This is a genomic window from Streptosporangium sp. NPDC049078, assembly GCF_040648855.1.
Lineage (GTDB): Bacteria > Actinomycetota > Actinomycetes > Streptosporangiales > Streptosporangiaceae > Streptosporangium.
The window spans coordinates 149,938-165,284 of sequence record NZ_JBEZEL010000022.1; the positions used below are offsets into that span (position 1 = coordinate 149,938).

Sequence of the window (15,347 nt, forward strand, 5' to 3'; positions counted from 1 at the left end):
GGGCGGACGATCCTCGGTGATCGTCCGCCCGGCGGGGGCCTCACCCCTTCCGGTCGTCGCCGGACGCGCCCCGCGGGCGGCGTCCGGTCGGCGGTCACGGCGCCTTGAACCCCAGGGTGTACGCGCCGGAGCCGGACGAGGAGACCACCCGATAGCGGTAGTAGCCGGCCGTGCCGGTGTAGGAGATGTTCTCGTTGGCGCCCGGGCCGTCGGAGGTGGCGACGACCGCCCAGCTCCTGCCGTCCCACTTCTGCAGATACAGGTCGAAGTCGGCGCCGTCGGCGGCGGCCAGGCAGGCGGAGTGGGCGCCCCCCGTGGTCGACCTGTAGTAACGGCCCTTGGGCTGGTAGGCGGCCGCGCCGGTGGCCAGGGTGCCGGTGTAGGTGTTCGGGAAGCCGGTGCAGGTGCTCGGGGCCGACGGTGGCCGATTGCCCGCGACGGTCCTCAAGGTCAGGCCGTAGGCGGTGAGGATCGGGCCGATCGGCTGGAAATAGGTGGTGCCCCCCTGGTCGCAGTCGCCGGAGCCGCCTGAGGTGACGCCCTGGGCCTGGTCGATGGAGATGAAGGAGCCGCCCGAGTCCCCCGGCTCGGCACAGACGCTGGTGCGGGTCACCCCGGAGACGGTGCCCTGGGGATAGGTGACGCTGGCGCCGCGCTGCTGGATGAGGCCGCAGTGCCAGCCAGTGGTGGAGCCGGACCGGCAGACCGAGGCCCCCTCGATGGCGGGCGTGGCTCCGGCGACGGACACGACGCCGCCCTGGCCGTCGTCCACCGACGAGGTGGGGGTCCAGTCGGCGTTGACCATGACCCAGGAGTAGTCGTGGCCGGGGAAGGTTGACGCCTGGAAGACGCCCTGGATGGCTCGGTTGAAGCCGGTGGTGGTGTCGCCGGCCTTTCCACAGTGGCCCGCGCTGACGAAGCCCGGTTGGGTACCCTTGAGCACGGGGAAGCCGATCGAACAGCGACTGGTGGAACCGATGTAGTAGGCGTTGCCGCCCACCAGGTCGTACAGGGGCAGAGGAGCCTCGGCGGCGGGCACCACCTGCACCGCGCTCTCGTCCACGTCGCTGCCCAGGACGATGCTCTCGGCCGCCTCGGGATTCAGGGAGAGGATGACTACTTTGTTCCTTTTCACGTCGACATAACGCACGCCCGCCACGTAATGCGAGTGGTTCGGGGAGAGGTCGAGCTTCAACTGGATCGCTTTGAGCTCCGCCAGTGACCTGGGGACGATTTGTGCCTCGGAGCCCGCCGCGAGGATCGAGGGGATATCGGTGTCACTGGTGGTGGCCGTCACCAGGGTGTCCGCGGTGGTTCCCCGAAGCCAGGCACCGCCGAAACGGGGACCGAGTCTTTCGGCCATCCGCAACGCGATCGGGGTGAGGCGGGCCTCGTTGAGCAGGCGTTCGCGAGCCTCGGCCGGAGTCAGCCGAAGGTCGCGCTCAAGCGCCTTCAGCATGGCGGGCGACGGTTTCAGCGCGGCCGAAACGATCGGCACGGCCACATCGGCGGACGGGATGACGCGCGTGGCCGGGGCAGCCGCCGCCTCACGCTCGGCTCCGGCCGGTACGGCGGCCAGGGCGAGCGCGGTGGCGGTCAGGGCGCATGATGCGATGAGGGCGTGCCTGCGGGACATGTGGGTTCTCCTCGACCTTTGCCTGTGAAGCGCGAGGGGAGATCACCACATGTCACCCATTGATCATGTGACGCGGGCAACGTCACTTTAGATCAGGCAAGGCCGCCGAAGCCACGCACCACGCGGAAAGTGTTCACGAACGGTTCCCACCGGCCCTGACCCTTCCAGAACCATCCGGCCCTTCCCGAATCGGGCTGCCCTTCTCGAATCGGACGGTCGAGATCAACCCCGGGGCCGGATGACCAGGACAGACCCGGACCGGGCAGCCGGGATCGAAGTCGGGATCAGAAGCCGTAGGCGTCGCCCAGGGCGCCCTGGACGTACTTGCGCGCCTGGTGGATGCGCGACTTGGCGGTGCCCAGCGGGATCCGGAGCTGCTCGGCGACCTCGTTGTAGTCGAGCTGGCAGATGTCACGCAGCACCAGCGCCTGGGCGAGCTCCGGCTTCTCGGCCTCCAGCGCCTCCATCGCGTCGAGCAGGTCCAGCCGGGACCCGGCGATCACGCTCACCCGGGCGACGTCCGGCTTCTGCAGCGGCAGCTCGTCCGAGCTCTGCTCGGCGGCGCGGCGCTTCAGCGAGCGGTAGGTGGTCCTCGCGCAGTTGGCGGTCACGATGTGCAGCCAGGTGCTGAACCGGGCACGCCCCTCGAACCGGCCGATGTTGCGCGCCACCGCGAGCAGGGTGTCCTGGCAGGCCTCCTCGGCGTCCTGCCTGAAGGGAAGGATCCGGCCGCAGTGCCTGAGCACGGCGGGCTCGATCCGCCTCAGCAGCTCACCGAGCGCGCGGTGGTCGCCCTGGGCGGCCGATCGGGCCAGGTCCTCGGTCGTCTCGTCCAGCGCCATCACGGGCCCCCATCAGCGGTCACGGTCGCTGGACATCCTATGGTCCGGCCCTCGGACGGCGCCCCTCCCCTTCTCCCTGCCAAAGCCCTCCCCTTCTCGCCGCCAAAAAGGTGATACGTCGGGCCTCATCACTTCACCTGCCGACAAGAGCTGACACAATTCGTTGAACACCGTTCTTTCGTTGACCCGAAGGGCGAGGACAGCCCGGTCAGGTGCCGGTTAACCTTCGAAAACAGGCGTGTCCCCAGCCAGTGAAGGGATCTCATGAGCGCGATCCTGGTGGCCTCCAACCGCGGCCCCGTCTCCTTCACCCTCTCCGAGGACGGCTCACTGTCCATGCGCAGGGGAGGTGGCGGCCTGGTCTCCGGCCTGTCGGAGGTCGCGAGGGACGTCAACGCCCTGTGGGTCTGCGCGGCACTGTCCGACGGCGATCGCGGCGCCGTGCGGCTCGCGCCCGGCGGCCGGCTCGACCAGGCGGGCTACGACACCGGGACGGTGCGGATGCTCGACATCCCCCCGGCGACCTTCCACCGCGCCTACAACGCGGTCGCCAACTCCACCCTGTGGTTCGTCCACCACCTCCTCTACGACACCCCCAACCGGCCGCACTTCGACGCCAGGTTCCGCAGGGAGTGGGAGTCGTACCAGGCCTACAACGAGGCGTTCGCGATGGCGCTGGCCGAGGAGGCCCCGCACGGGGCGCGGGTGATGGTGCAGGACTACCACCTGAGTCTCGCCCCGGCGATGCTCAGGGGGGAGCGCCCCGACCTGCGGGTGGCGCACTTCTCGCACACGCCGTGGGCCCCGCCGGAATACTTCAGCCTGCTCCCCGACGACGTGGCGACCGAGCTCCTCGAAGGCATCCTCGGCGCCGACCACGCGGGCTTCCTCACCGACCGCTGGGGCGGGGCGTTCATGGACTGCTGCGAGGCGGTGCTCGGGGCGCGGGTCGACCGCGGGGAGCGTACGGTCACGCACGCGGGCAGGACCACCAGGATCGGCACCCACAGCCTGGGGGTGGACGGCAAGGCGCTGTGGACCCGGGCCTCCGAGCCCGATGTGGAGTCGCACATGGCCGCGCTCCGCGACCAGGTGGGCGACCGCAGGCTGATCGTGCGGATCGACAGGACGGAGCTGTCGAAGAACATCGTGCGGGGCCTGCTCGCCTACAAGCAGTTCCTCGCCACCTACCCGGAGTGGCACGGCCGGGTCACCCACCTCGCCTTCGCCTACCCCTCCCGGCACGACCTGCCCGAATACCGCGAGTACACCGCGGCGGTGCAGCGCTGCGCCAAGGAGATCGAGGACGAGTACGGCACCGAGGACTGGGACCCGCTCATCCTCAACGTCGACGACGACTACCCGCGCTCGCTCGCCGCCTACCGGCTGGCGGACGTGCTGCTGGTGAACCCGATCCGCGACGGCATGAACCTGGTGGCGAAGGAGGGGCCGATCCTGTCGCCGCACAGCGCGCTGGTGCTGTCGCGGGAGGCGGGCGCCGCCGCCGAGCTGGGCGAGCACGCGCTCACGGTCAATCCCTACGACGTCTCGGCCACGGCCGCCGCGCTGCACGAGGGCCTGACGATGCCCTCGGCCGAGCGTTCCAGGAGAGGTGTCCTGCTCGCCGCCGCGGCGACCGCGCTCCCCCCGCACCGGTGGTTCGCCGAGCAGCTCGACGCCCTCGGGTGACGATCAAAATTGTTGGGCGGTTTTAGCCCCACATGAGATAATTTTGGCGGCTATTTCACTTCTTCGGCGTACGGGGGCCGAGTTGACCGCGACCGCGCACGTCCGGCTGATCCGCGACCGCGCGACCTGGCTGATCTATCTCCAGTTCGGCGTCTTCGCCACCTACCTGTACGGCCTCAGCTCCGCGCTCCCGCTGCTCCGCCTCGACCAGGGCGTCTCCCAGGCGGTCGCCGGGCTGCACGGGACCGCGATGGCCGCCGGCGGCATCGTCACCGGTCTCGTCCTGCCCTGGGTGGTCGGGAGGATCGGCCGCCGGGCCGCCATCTGGACCGGGATGGCCGGGATAAGCGTCGGCACGCTCATGGTCGCGGCGGCCCCCACGCTGCTGCCGGTCACCCTTCTCGGGTACGGCGTCGCCGGCGCGCTGTCCGCGCTCGTTCTGTTCCCGGGCATGGCCGCGCTCGACGATCGGCACGGTCCCGCGGGCCCGGCGGCGATCAGCGAGGCCAACGCCGTCTGCGTGATCGTCGGCATCGGGGTCCCTTTCGTGGTCAGCGCCGCCGCGCAGAGCGCCCTCGGCTGGCGGGCCGCGCTGCTGGTGACCTCCGTGCTGGCCGCGCTGCTCGCGCTGGCCATGGGTCGCGTACGGATCCCCGAGCCGGAGAAGACCGTCGGCGGTGCCGCCACGGACGGCGAGGTCCGCTTCGGCTGGCGGTTCTACCTCGCCGCCGCCGTGCTGTTCTGCTGCGTCGCGATGGAGTTCTGCTTCAACCTGTGGGCGGCCAAGCTGTTCTCCGACCAGACAGGGCTGCCCGCGGCGGTGGCCGCGACCGCGGTCGCGGCGTTCACCGCGGGGATGGCGGCCGGGCGGCTGGCCGGGGCGTGGCTCGCCCTGCGCATCCCGCCGACCGCGCTGTTCCTCGGCGCGCTCCTGGTCTCGGCCGTCGGGTGGGCGATCTTCTGGCTGAGCACGGACCCGGTCTTCTCCTACGTGGGCCTCGCCGTCTCCGGACTGGGGGTGGCGCTGCACTTCCCGATGGCGCTGTCGCGGCTGCTCGCCGCCTCCGGCGGACGGCGGGACCGCGCGTCGGCGATGGCCGCGATCTTCTCCGGGCTCGCGGTGGGGAGCGGGCCGTTCCTGCTGGGCGCGCTGGCCGACGGGTTCGGCACCCAGCGGGCGTTCCTCATGGTCCCCGCCCTGATCGGGCTCGCCGTCGCGGGACTGCTCGTCGTCGCGGGCGAACGTTCCCTGAGGAGCGTGGGCGAGCCGGCCTGAACGGGCGTTCCTCCTACGCCTCGCGCTCGACGGCGTCGGCGATCGAGGTGAGAAGCTCCAGGACCCCCGGGGGCCCGTCCACCACGATGTCGGCCTCGACCTCGATCTCCGGCGATCCGCTGAACACCGTCACGCCCGGCAGACCCGAGGCCCGCACGGCCGCGAACGCCGCGAGATCTCCCAGGTCGTCCCCCGCGAACAGCACCGACCGAGCGGCCCGCTCGCCCAGGAAGGCGCTCAGCGCCACCCCCTTGTCCGTCCCCGGCGGGCGCAGCTCCAGCACGAACTTGCCCGGCTCCACCGTGAGCCCCACCCTCGCCGCCAGCGCGGCGACCGGCTCGCGCAGCGCGTCGAGCGTCGCCCACGGATCGGCCGCCTGCCGGGTGTGCACGGCCACCGACCGCTCCTTGTCCTCGATCCGCACCCCCTCGATCCCCGCGACGAGCGAGACGAGCCCGCCTTTGGCCAGGTCGAGACCCGGGTGAACGGGCGGGGCGGCGAGCGCGCCCGCCTCCCAGCGTTCGAGGCCGTAGTGCCCGAGCACGACCAGCCCGGGGACCTCGGTCAGGGAGCCGTACTCGACGGCCGTGGCGGCGGGGCGGCCGGTCACGATCACCACGGCGCCGACCAGGCGGCCGAGCCTGCCCAGCACCTCGGCCCCGCCGGGGTGGATCCTCGCCGCCGCGGGATCGGGGACGATCGGGGACAGCGTGCCGTCGAAGTCGAGCCCGATCACCGCCCCCGCCGGGTCGGCGACGATCGCCTTCAGCCCTTCGGACGTGTTCGTCGTCATATCCGCCTCGCCCTGTCGAGTGTGGTCACCGTCATCCTCGTCCCAGTACGACGAGTCCCATCAAGCCCCCGTCGAACTCTCGCCGAACTCTCGCCGAACCCCCGTCCGACCCCCGTCCGACCCCCGTCCGACATGGCCCGGCCGAACCTCGCCCGGTCCTCTTCGAACCCCCTCAAGCGTGTTCGGGCGTCATGCTCGCCCGGCCCTCACCGCCTTCGAGGTCTCGCCCGTCCTGTCGGCCCGGCTCTCGCGATCGCCCGCCGCGACCGGTCGTACCCGGAGATCAGGGTCGCAAGCCCATTTTTCGGGCGGAACGGTCGCGACGGCGGGTCTCGCGGAGCCGGCGCAGGCGCTTGACGAGCATCGGATCGTGGGCGAGCGCCGCCGGCAGGTCGATGAGCTCGCTGAGCAACTGGTAGTAGCGCGTCACGGAGATGTCGAAGACCTCGCGGACCGCCTGCTCCTTGGCGCCCGCGTAGCGCCACCACTGGCGCTCGAAGGCGAGCAGCTCGCGCTCCCTGTCGGTGAGAGCCCTCTGCGCGGGCTCCGGAGCGGCGCCGTCACCGGAACTCGGCGCGGTGTCCATTGCTTCCTCCTCCGTCGGGGGCACGCGGCGGTCACACCGCGCACGCGCGGCCCGAAGTCAGGATAGTCCGGAATTTCGCGCTGTTCATGACGGATGTGGCGACGTACAGTCACCTGATGTGACCTCTGTCATCAGCCTTCTCAGCGACTACGGACTGGAAGACGGCTACATCGCCGCATGTCACGGCGTGATCGCCGGAATCTCTCCCGAGTCGCGGATCATCGACGTGTGCCATCTGGTCCCCTCGGGGGACGTACGCCGCGGTGCGGCGATCCTGGCCCAGACGATCGCCTATCTTCCCTCCGGCGTGCACGTCGCCGTGGTGGACCCCGGCGGCGGCGGCTCGCGCAGGGCCGTGGCGGTCGAGGCCGGCAAGCATGTGTTCCTGGGCCCGGACAACGGGCTCCTGTCGTGGGCGATCCACGCCAGCGGGGGCGCGCGTGCCGCCTACGAGCTGTCCAACACGGACCTCTTCCTGAAACCGGTCTCGCCGACCTTCCATGGGCGCGACCTCTTCGCCCCCGTCGCGGCGCACCTGGCCATCGGGCGCCACCCGTCCGAGCTGGGGCAGGAGATCCCGCTGGAGCGGCTGGTCTCGCTGCCCGCGCCCACCTCCGTGCTGCAGGAGGGCTGTGTCGAGGGCGAGGTGCTCTCGATCGACCGGCACGGCAACGCCCAGCTCTCGATCGGCTCCGGCGACCTGGCGACGCTGGGCGTCGCGTTGGGAGAGACGCTGGTGGTCTGGCTGGGCAGGCGGCGGCTCTCGGTGCCGTTCAAGGAGAGCTTCGCCTCCGTGCCGCCCGGGGAGATCGTGGCCTTCACCGACTCGGCCGGGCTGGTCGCGCTCGCGGTCAACTCGGGCGATGCCTCCCAGCGGCTCGGCCTGCCGCCCGGAGCCCACGTACGCCTCTCTCCCTGCCCGTGAAAGGCGCAGAAAAAGCGACTTAGGGAGAAGTCTCCCGACGCGTTATGCCGTTTACCGAATTATCGTTGTAGCCGAAGGATCGTTTCACCTGTAAATACGCATGCCGGAATTCCGATGACGTGTCCACATTCCCCCGGACAATGACCCCTTTTCGTTCTCTCGCTCCCCCCGGCCCGGCCTCCGACCTCGGCGTCGTCGAGGCTCACCGTCCTCGCCGCCCGCGAGCGGCCTGCCCTCCACCGGATATACGAGCTGACCTGGCAGTTAAGGAATCCGCAGGGGCGTGGCAGGTCGGACGCGCCCGGATCGAAACAGTGATCGGCCATTATTCGTTCAATCACGGATCCGCGATCATTACCACAAGCTGACCATTCTTGACCCTCCAGAAAGCATGTCGCTGGATAGTCTCACTCCCGTTACTTTGAGTAGCCGCGCGCAGACGGTCCTTTCAAAAGGCCTCATACACTGCCGCGACGATTTCCTTCCAGGGGGAACCACAATGATTCGTCGTCTTCTCATCACCTCCGCGTGCGTCGGCGTCGCCGTCCTCGCGCCGGCCGTGGCCGCCTCCGCGTCCACGTCCTCCACCAGCTCCGCGACCAAGGTCACCGCCGCCTCGGTCGTCAAGGCCGCCGCCCAGGCCAAGGCCGCCAAGAAGGCCGCCGACTGCTGCGGCGTCGGCGTCGGCGTCGTCAGCGCGGCTCCCGCCTTCATCCCGACGAGCACCGTCACCTACGGCACCACCGTCATCCCCACGGCCGTGACCACCGGCTGCGGCGGCGGCGTGTACGGCGCCGGCATCTACGGGGGCGGCGTCTACGGCGGCGGCGTGTACGGCGCCGGCTGCTACGGCGGGGGCGTCTACGGCGGCGGCGTGTACGGCGGCGGCATCTACGGGGGCGGCGTCTACGGCGGCGGCGTGTACGGCGGCGGCTTCGGCGGGGGCGGCATCCTCGGCGGTGGCCTCATCGGCCGTGGCGGCAACACCATCGGCGGCGGCGGCAACATCATCAGCAGCGGCAGCGGTGTCGGCCACGGCGTCGGCATCGGCGGCCTTGTCGGCATCGGCGGCGTCGGCGTCGACATCCTCTAGCAGGACGGACGTCCCTGCAGCGGATGTCCTGCGGTAAAGGCGTCTCGCGGTAAAGACGTTCTACGGTAAGGCGGGCAGGGCGTGGCCTCCACAATTCCATGTGGGGGTCACGCCCTGTCGTCGTTCCCGGGGTCCGCTCGCGAAATCCCCGCTTCGGCCCCTCGCCGTTCCCGGCCCGCTCGCGAAACCCCGCTCTCGCGACTCCACGCGGAGATCGCACCTCCCGGCCCGCTCGCGAAGCCAGGCCCTACGGCCCCACAGCCCTCCGCGACTCCACGCGGGGATCGCACCGTTCCCCACCCCGCCCGCGAGACCGCTCCGCCGGTCCTTCGCCGTCCTCCCGGGGCCCCCGGTCTCCGCGACCCCTCCTAGGCGTGGATCACGTCGTGGGTCTCGGTGAAGTGGCACGCACTCGCGTGCGCGGTGCCCGGCCTGACCCGCAGCGGCGGCTCCTCGACGGCACAGATCTCCTGGGCCTTCCAGCAGCGCGTACGGAACCGGCACCCCGACGGCGGACTGGCGGGAGACGGCGGGTCGCCCTGGAGGATGATCCGCTCACGGCGCTCGCGTCCCTCGGGGTCGGGCACGGGAACGGCCGACAGCAGCGCCTGGGTGTAGGGGTGCGCGGGCCGGTCGTAGATCTCGGTGTCCTTCCCGATCTCCACCATCTTGCCCAGGTACATCACCCCCACCCGGTCGGAGATGTGCCGGACCACCGACAGGTCGTGGGCGATGAAGACGTACGCGAGGCCGAACTCGTCCTGCAGCCGCTCCAGCAGGTTCACGACCTGCGCCTGGATCGACACGTCGAGCGCGGAGACCGGCTCGTCGCAGACAATGATCTCCGGCTGGAGCGCGAGCCCGCGGGCGATCCCGATGCGCTGACGCTGACCGCCGGAGAACTGGTGCGGGTAGCGGTTGATGTGGTCGGGGTTGAGGCCGACCACCTCAAGGAGCTCCTGGACCCTGCGGCGCCGGTCGCCCTTGGGTACGACCTCACCGTGGATCTCGAACGGCTCGCCGATGATGTCGCCCACGGTCATCCGGGGGTTCAGCGAGGTGTACGGGTCCTGCATCACCATCTGGATGTTGCGGCGGGCCCGCTTGAGCTCGCCGCCCCTCGCGTCGGCGATCTCCCGGCCGTTGATCCTCACCGAACCCGAGGTCGGCCGCTCCAGCGCCATCAGGAGCTTGGCCAGCGTGGACTTGCCGCACCCCGACTCGCCCACGATGCCGAGCGTCTCCCCCCGGCGCAGGTCGAAGGAGACCCCGTCGACGGCCCTGATCGCGCCGACCTGCCTGCGCAGGACGATGCCCTGGGTGAGCGGGAAGTGCTTGACCAGGTCGCGAACCTCAAGGATCGGCTCACCCGTGGCTGCCATCGAGGACCTCCCTCCAGTAGTGACACGCGCTGGCGCGCGTCGGGCCGATCTCGTACAGCGGGGGCGCGTCGACGACGCAGTCGTCCTGACGGTACGGGCACCGGGGGTGGAAGGCGCAGCCCGTGGGCATGTCGAGCAGGTTCGGCGGCATGCCCTTGATGGCGTACAGCTCCTGGCCCTTCTGGTCGACCCGGGGGATCGAGTCGAGCAGGCCCTTGGCGTACGGGTGGGCGGGCCTGCGGTAGATGTCGTGCACGAGGGCGTTCTCCACGATCCGCCCGCCGTACATGACCGCGATCCTGTCGGCGACGTCGGCCACCACGCCGAGGTCGTGGGTGATCAGAATCAGGCCCATGTCGCTCTCGCGCCGCAGCTCGCCGAGGAGTTCCATGATCTGGGCCTGCACCGTCACGTCGAGGGCGGTGGTCGGCTCGTCGGCGATCAGCACCTCGGGGTCGAGCGCGATCGACATCGCGATCATGATGCGCTGGCGCATCCCCCCGGAGAACTGGTGCGGGTAGTCGTGCACCCGCTGCCTGGCGGCGGGGATGCGGACCCGGTCCATCAGCTCGATCGCCTTCTTGGTGGCGTCGCGTCTGGAGGCGCCCCGGTGCACCCGGAACATCTCCCCGATCTGGTCGCCGACGGTGAACACCGGGTTCAGCGCGGAGAGCGCGTCCTGGAAGATCATCGCGATCCGCCGGCCGCGCACCTGGGCACGGGCCTCCTCCGACAGGCCGAGCAGGTTCGTGCCCCGGAAGCGGATCTCGCCCCGGGGGACGCGGGCCGGCGGGGAGTCGAGGATGCCCATGATGGCCTGCGCGGTCACCGACTTGCCCGAGCCGGACTCGCCGAGCACGGCGAGCGTCTCCCCGGGGTTCAGCGAGTAGCCGACCCCGTTGACCGCCTTGACCACGCCCTGCCTGGTCACGAACTCCACGTGCAGGTCGTCGACGACGAGCAGCGGCTCGCCGCCCGGCGTCTCTCTGGAGGGCACCACCTGTGTCGAGGTCTTCTTCACGGCTCCCCCTTACCGCAGCTTCGGGTCGAGGGCGTCGCGGACCGCGTCGCCCAGCATGATGAAGGCGAGCACCGTCAGGCTCAGGAACAGCGCCGGGAAGAGCAGCGCCCACGGAGCCTCCAGGAAGCGCTCCCTCGCGTCGGAGATCATGAGTCCCCACGAGATGTCCGGCGAGCGCAGGCCCACGCCGAGGAAGGACAGACCTGCTTCGGCGGCGATGAAGTAGCCCAGGTTGATCGTGGCGACCACGATCACCGAGGCGATCGCGTTCGGCAGGATGTGCCGGAACATGATCCGCGACGCGGAGGCGCCGAGCGCCCTCGCCGCGAGCACGTAGTCCTGGCTCTTGGCGGTGATCACCGCCGCCCTCATGATCCGGTACGTCATCGGCCAGGTCAGCACGGCGAGCGCGAGCATGACGGTCCACACGTTGCCCGTGCGGAACACCGCCAGGATGAGCAGGGCGCCCAGGATCGACGGGATCGCGAAGAAGATCTCGGTGATCCGGGAGAGCAGGGTGTCCAGCGCGCCGCCGGTGAACCCGGCGAACAGGCCGAGCAGGCCGCCCACCAGCGCGGTGACGATCGTGGTGGCCAGACCGACCACGATCGAGTTGCGGGCGCCGTAGACGGTGCGGGCGTAGATGTCGCAGCCCAGGTTGTCCGTGCCGAACCAGTGGGCCTCGCTCATGCCCAGCCGGGCGTCGCCGAGTTGGCAACTCCTGGCGTCGAACGGGTTCACCGAGGTGAACAGCGAGGGGAACGCCGCCATCACGACCAGGACGGCGATGAGGATGGACGCTCCGATGAAGAGCGGGCGGCGGCGCAGGTCGTACCAGGCGTCGCCCCACAGGCTCGCGGCCTTGGGCGCCTTCGCGCCTCTGGCGCCCCTGCGCGGTTTGCCGTGCTTGGGGCCCCCGGTCTTCCCTCCGGCCGGGACAAGGGTGTCACTCATAGCGGATCCTCGGGTCGAGCACGGCGTAGAGCAGGTCGACGACCAGGTTGGCCAGGATGTAGATCAGCACCAGGACGGTCACGATGCCGACGACCACGGGCTGCTCGCGCAGATATACGGAGCTGAACAGCTGCTGGCCGATCCCCGGCAGGTTGAAGATCGTCTCGGTGATCACCGCGCCGCCCATCAGCACGCCGAGATCGGCACCCAGGTAGGTGACGAGCGGGATCAGCGCGTTGCGCAGCGCGTGCCGCCCGACGATCCGCTTCCGGGGCAGGCCCTTCGCGACCGCGGTGCGGATGTAGTCGGCGCGCAGGATCTCCACCAGGCTGTTCCTCGCGAGCCGGGTGAGGTAGGCGATCGACGTCCCCGCGAGCACGAAGCCGGGCAGCAGGTAGCTGCGCCAGCCCTCCGTCACGCCCGCGACGGGGAAGAGGTCGATCCCCGCCTGCTTGAGCTTCACCCCCAGCAGCAGCTGGAGCACGAAGCCGGTGACGAGGGTGGGGATGGAGATCAGCACCAGGGTGGAGGCGAGGATCATCGAGTCGCCGGCCCTGCCCTGGCGCAGCGCCGCGTACAGGCCGAGCCCCACGCCGATGACGGCCTCCATCACCAGGGCGGTCGCCGCCAGGTTGATGGTCACCTGGAACTTGCCGGCCATGATCTCGCCGACTCCGACACCGGCGAAGGTGGTGCCGAAGTCACCGCCGAACAGGCCGGTGATGTAGTACCAGTACTGCACCAGGAACGGATCGTTCAGGTGATACTGCTCGCGCAGGATGGCGACGATGTTGGGGTCTATGCGCTTCTCGCCGGCCAGCGCCGCGATGGGGTCGCCGGGCAGCGCGAAGACGATGGCGTAGATGAGCAGGGTGGCGCCCAGCAGCACCGGTATCGACTGGATCAGGCGCCTGAGGATGTAACGGCCCATTCGTGTCTCCCGTAGGTGCCCGGGACGATCTCGCGGACCGGCGGGTCGCGCGGTGCCGCGAGATCGTCCCGGGCGGCCGGTGGGGCCGGGCTCCCGCCCGGCCCCTCAGCCGTTCGTCAGCCGGTCTTCTCGACCTCGGCCCACTCGATCTGGTTGAGAAGGTTGATCTTGACGCCCTTGACATGCTGGGAGAACGCGGCGTTGGTCCGGTAGAAGTACACCGGAATGTAGGGAAGTTCCTTGATCAGGATGTCGTCGGCCTGCTGGTAGAACTTCAGGCCCTCCTCCTGCGTCGGGGCGGTGTCACCCTTGGACAGGAGCTCGTCGAACTCCTTGTTCGACCAGCCGGCGTAGTTGGAGCCGGTCTTGATCGCGACGCTGGAGAAGATCGGGGTCAGGTAGTTCTCCGCCGACGGGTAGTCGATCGCCCAGCCCATCCGGAACATACCGCCGTAGGACTTCTTTTCGAGCTCGTCGAGGATCGAGGCGAACTTCTCGAAGGGCTTCACCGTCACCTCGATGCCCAGGTTGGCGCGGAGGCTGTTCGCGACGGCCTCGATCCACTCCTTGTGCGGGCCGTCGGTGTTGTAGCCCAGCTCCAGCGTCTTGGGACCGTTGTTCTCCGCGTACTGCGCCTTGGCCTTGTCGGGGTCGTAGCCGCAGGCCGCGCAGGCGCCGGCGCGGTAGCCGTCGAGGAGGGGGTTGATGAAGTCGTCGGCCGGGGCGCGCGTGCCGGAGAAGACCTTCTCCGCGATGGTCTTGCGGTCGATGGCCATGGAGATGGCCTCGCGAACCTTCACGTTCGCGTACGTCTTGTTGTACTGCATCGGGAAGCCGATGTAGCCGACGCCGGCGTCCGCCTCGTCCATGTAGCGCTCGCCGAGCTCGGACTTCGCCCTCGCGATCGCCGACGGGGGCAGCGAGTCGTGGATGTCGAGGTTGCCCGCGGCCAGGTCGTTGAACGCGGTCTCCGGGCTCGTGTAGAGCTTGAACTGGAGCTTGGCGAACTTCGGCTTCGTCCCGGCGAAGGCGTCGTACCGGGTGAGGTCGATCGTCTGGTCGGTGCCCTTGTTGTAGGGCTTGTCGATCTGGAAGTAGCCCTGGCCGATCGGCTTCCTGGCGTACTCCTCGGTGATCTTACCGTCGGGGCCGAAGGCCGCCTTGGGCAGCGGGTAGAACGCCGTGTAGCCCAGCATCGTCTTGAACTGCGAGAACGGCTTGCTGAGAGTGACGGTGAAGGTGCTCTCGTCGACGACCTTGAGGCCCTTCATCTCCTTGGTGGAGACGGTCTGGCCCTCGCCGGGGTTCAGGTCGGCCCAGCCGTCGACCCGGCTGAAGAAGCCGTTGGCGCCCTGGACGTTGTCCTGGTTGGCGGCGTAGTTCCACGCGTCGACGTAGTTCTGCGCGATCAGCTTCTCGCCGTTGTGCCAGGTGTAGCCCGGCTTGAGCTTGATCGTCCACACCGTGTTGTCCGGCGACTCGATCGACTCGGCGACCTCGTCCACGACCTGCTTGTTCTCGTCGTAGCCGACCAGCGGGGCGAAGATGGCGGCGAGGACCTCGGAGCCTTCGGACTCGGTGGTGTCACCGGGATAGAAGAGCTTCTGCGGCTCACCGAGCTCCATCCGCACGGGCTGGTCGGCCCCTGCCGCCCCACCGTCCGGGGACGTCGAACCACCACACGCGGTCAGCGCGAGGGCGAGCAACGCGGCGCCGGCGGTGAACCGGGCACTCTTGGTAACACGCATTGCGGTAAATCCTCCCTTTGCAGGCTTGCGTCGACACTGGGCTCCGTGACCCCGAGCACCGCGAAGGAGGATCTTGTGGTCCCTGCTTCCCGCTGCCGCTGTCCGGGTGCTGACGCCACACCGATCGCTCGCGACTATCCTCTACCGCTCCACACCGACTTATATCTGTGATGTTGCAGTTCGGTTACGCATTGACTGACTCACTGTCATATGTCTGTCAACTCAACGAGATCGAGACCTCGGATGTCCATGAAAACGACATCCAGGCACACGTAGGACGTGAACGGTCACGCCAAAATACCCCCGCGCCGACACTGATCGCATCCGTTGCCCTCCCATGACCCTGACCTGGGCCTGCGCTGACCCGACCGCGAAGGGCCTGGTGTCCCGCGGAAGAACCGCACAATTGCCCTGGAACCTGTTGCCCGGAGATCCCGTCCAATGTGTGCGGCGAACCCCCGCCGCAGGCAC

13 protein-coding genes are annotated in these 15,347 nt (G+C 69.5%); 4 read left to right on the top strand and 9 right to left on the bottom strand.

Going from position 1 to position 15,347, the window contains the following annotated elements; all coding sequences use genetic code 11:
* Positions 1–94 precede the first annotated feature (94 nt).
* Entirely contained in the window at positions 95–1,636 is a 1,542-nt protein-coding gene (locus AB0B90_RS32760; protein WP_350950282.1) for a S1 family peptidase, read from the bottom strand.
* Between the two features lie 284 nt (positions 1,637–1,920).
* Complete coding sequence (locus AB0B90_RS32765) at positions 1,921–2,478, bottom strand: RNA polymerase sigma factor (RefSeq protein ID WP_350950281.1); 558 nt, start codon at positions 2,476–2,478, stop codon at positions 1,921–1,923.
* Between the two features lie 264 nt (positions 2,479–2,742).
* Here AB0B90_RS32765 and AB0B90_RS32770 point away from each other — a divergent pair, with 264 nt between their 5' ends.
* A complete protein-coding gene (locus AB0B90_RS32770; RefSeq protein WP_362926241.1) occupies positions 2,743–4,167 on the top strand; it encodes a trehalose-6-phosphate synthase in 1,425 nt (474 codons plus the stop codon).
* Between the two features lie 82 nt (positions 4,168–4,249).
* The gene (locus AB0B90_RS32775) at positions 4,250–5,443 is read left to right on the top strand and encodes an MFS transporter (protein WP_362926242.1); all 1,194 of its coding nucleotides are present in this window, start codon (positions 4,250–4,252) and stop codon (positions 5,441–5,443) included.
* A 13-nt stretch (positions 5,444–5,456) separates the two neighbouring features.
* On the opposite strand, the gene otsB is transcribed toward AB0B90_RS32775, so the two are convergent.
* Together otsB and AB0B90_RS32785 are read right to left on the bottom strand one after the other, a co-directional pair.
* Complete coding sequence (gene otsB, locus AB0B90_RS32780; protein WP_362926243.1) at positions 5,457–6,236, bottom strand: trehalose-phosphatase; 780 nt, start codon at positions 6,234–6,236, stop codon at positions 5,457–5,459.
* A 283-nt stretch (positions 6,237–6,519) separates the two neighbouring features.
* The gene (locus tag AB0B90_RS32785) at positions 6,520–6,822 is read right to left on the bottom strand and encodes a DUF3263 domain-containing protein (protein WP_350950277.1); all 303 of its coding nucleotides are present in this window, start codon (positions 6,820–6,822) and stop codon (positions 6,520–6,522) included.
* A gap of 118 nt (positions 6,823–6,940) precedes the next feature.
* Here AB0B90_RS32785 and AB0B90_RS32790 point away from each other — a divergent pair, with 118 nt between their 5' ends.
* Together AB0B90_RS32790 and AB0B90_RS32795 are read left to right on the top strand one after the other, a co-directional pair.
* Complete coding sequence (locus tag AB0B90_RS32790) at positions 6,941–7,747, top strand: SAM-dependent chlorinase/fluorinase (RefSeq protein ID WP_362926244.1); 807 nt, start codon at positions 6,941–6,943, stop codon at positions 7,745–7,747.
* Between the two features lie 499 nt (positions 7,748–8,246).
* On the top strand, positions 8,247–8,840 hold the full coding sequence (locus AB0B90_RS32795; RefSeq protein ID WP_362926245.1) for a hypothetical protein: 594 nt from the start codon (positions 8,247–8,249) through the stop codon (positions 8,838–8,840).
* Positions 8,841–9,208: 368 nt separating this feature from the next.
* Here AB0B90_RS32795 and AB0B90_RS32800 read toward each other — a convergent pair whose 3' ends face one another.
* The 5 genes from AB0B90_RS32800 to AB0B90_RS32820 all read right to left on the bottom strand — a co-directional run bounded on the left by AB0B90_RS32800 (position 9,209) and on the right by AB0B90_RS32820 (position 14,876).
* The gene (locus tag AB0B90_RS32800; RefSeq protein WP_362926246.1) at positions 9,209–10,222 is read right to left on the bottom strand and encodes a dipeptide ABC transporter ATP-binding protein; all 1,014 of its coding nucleotides are present in this window, start codon (positions 10,220–10,222) and stop codon (positions 9,209–9,211) included.
* Positions 10,206–11,243, bottom strand: coding sequence for an ABC transporter ATP-binding protein (locus AB0B90_RS32805; protein ID WP_362926247.1), 1,038 nt, complete (start codon positions 11,241–11,243; stop codon positions 10,206–10,208). Before AB0B90_RS32805 ends, AB0B90_RS32800 begins: the two co-directional genes overlap by 17 nt.
* Before the next feature lie 9 nt (positions 11,244–11,252).
* Entirely contained in the window at positions 11,253–12,197 is a 945-nt protein-coding gene (locus AB0B90_RS32810) for an ABC transporter permease (protein WP_350950272.1), read from the bottom strand.
* Complete coding sequence (locus tag AB0B90_RS32815; protein WP_350950271.1) at positions 12,190–13,128, bottom strand: ABC transporter permease; 939 nt, start codon at positions 13,126–13,128, stop codon at positions 12,190–12,192. The genes AB0B90_RS32810 and AB0B90_RS32815 overlap by 8 nt, the downstream gene beginning before the upstream one ends.
* 116 nt (positions 13,129–13,244) lie before the next feature.
* Positions 13,245–14,876: an ABC transporter substrate-binding protein gene (locus tag AB0B90_RS32820; RefSeq protein ID WP_350950270.1), complete on the bottom strand. Its 1,632-nt coding sequence runs from the start codon at positions 14,874–14,876 to the stop codon at positions 13,245–13,247.
* Between the last annotated feature and the right edge of the window lie 471 nt (positions 14,877–15,347).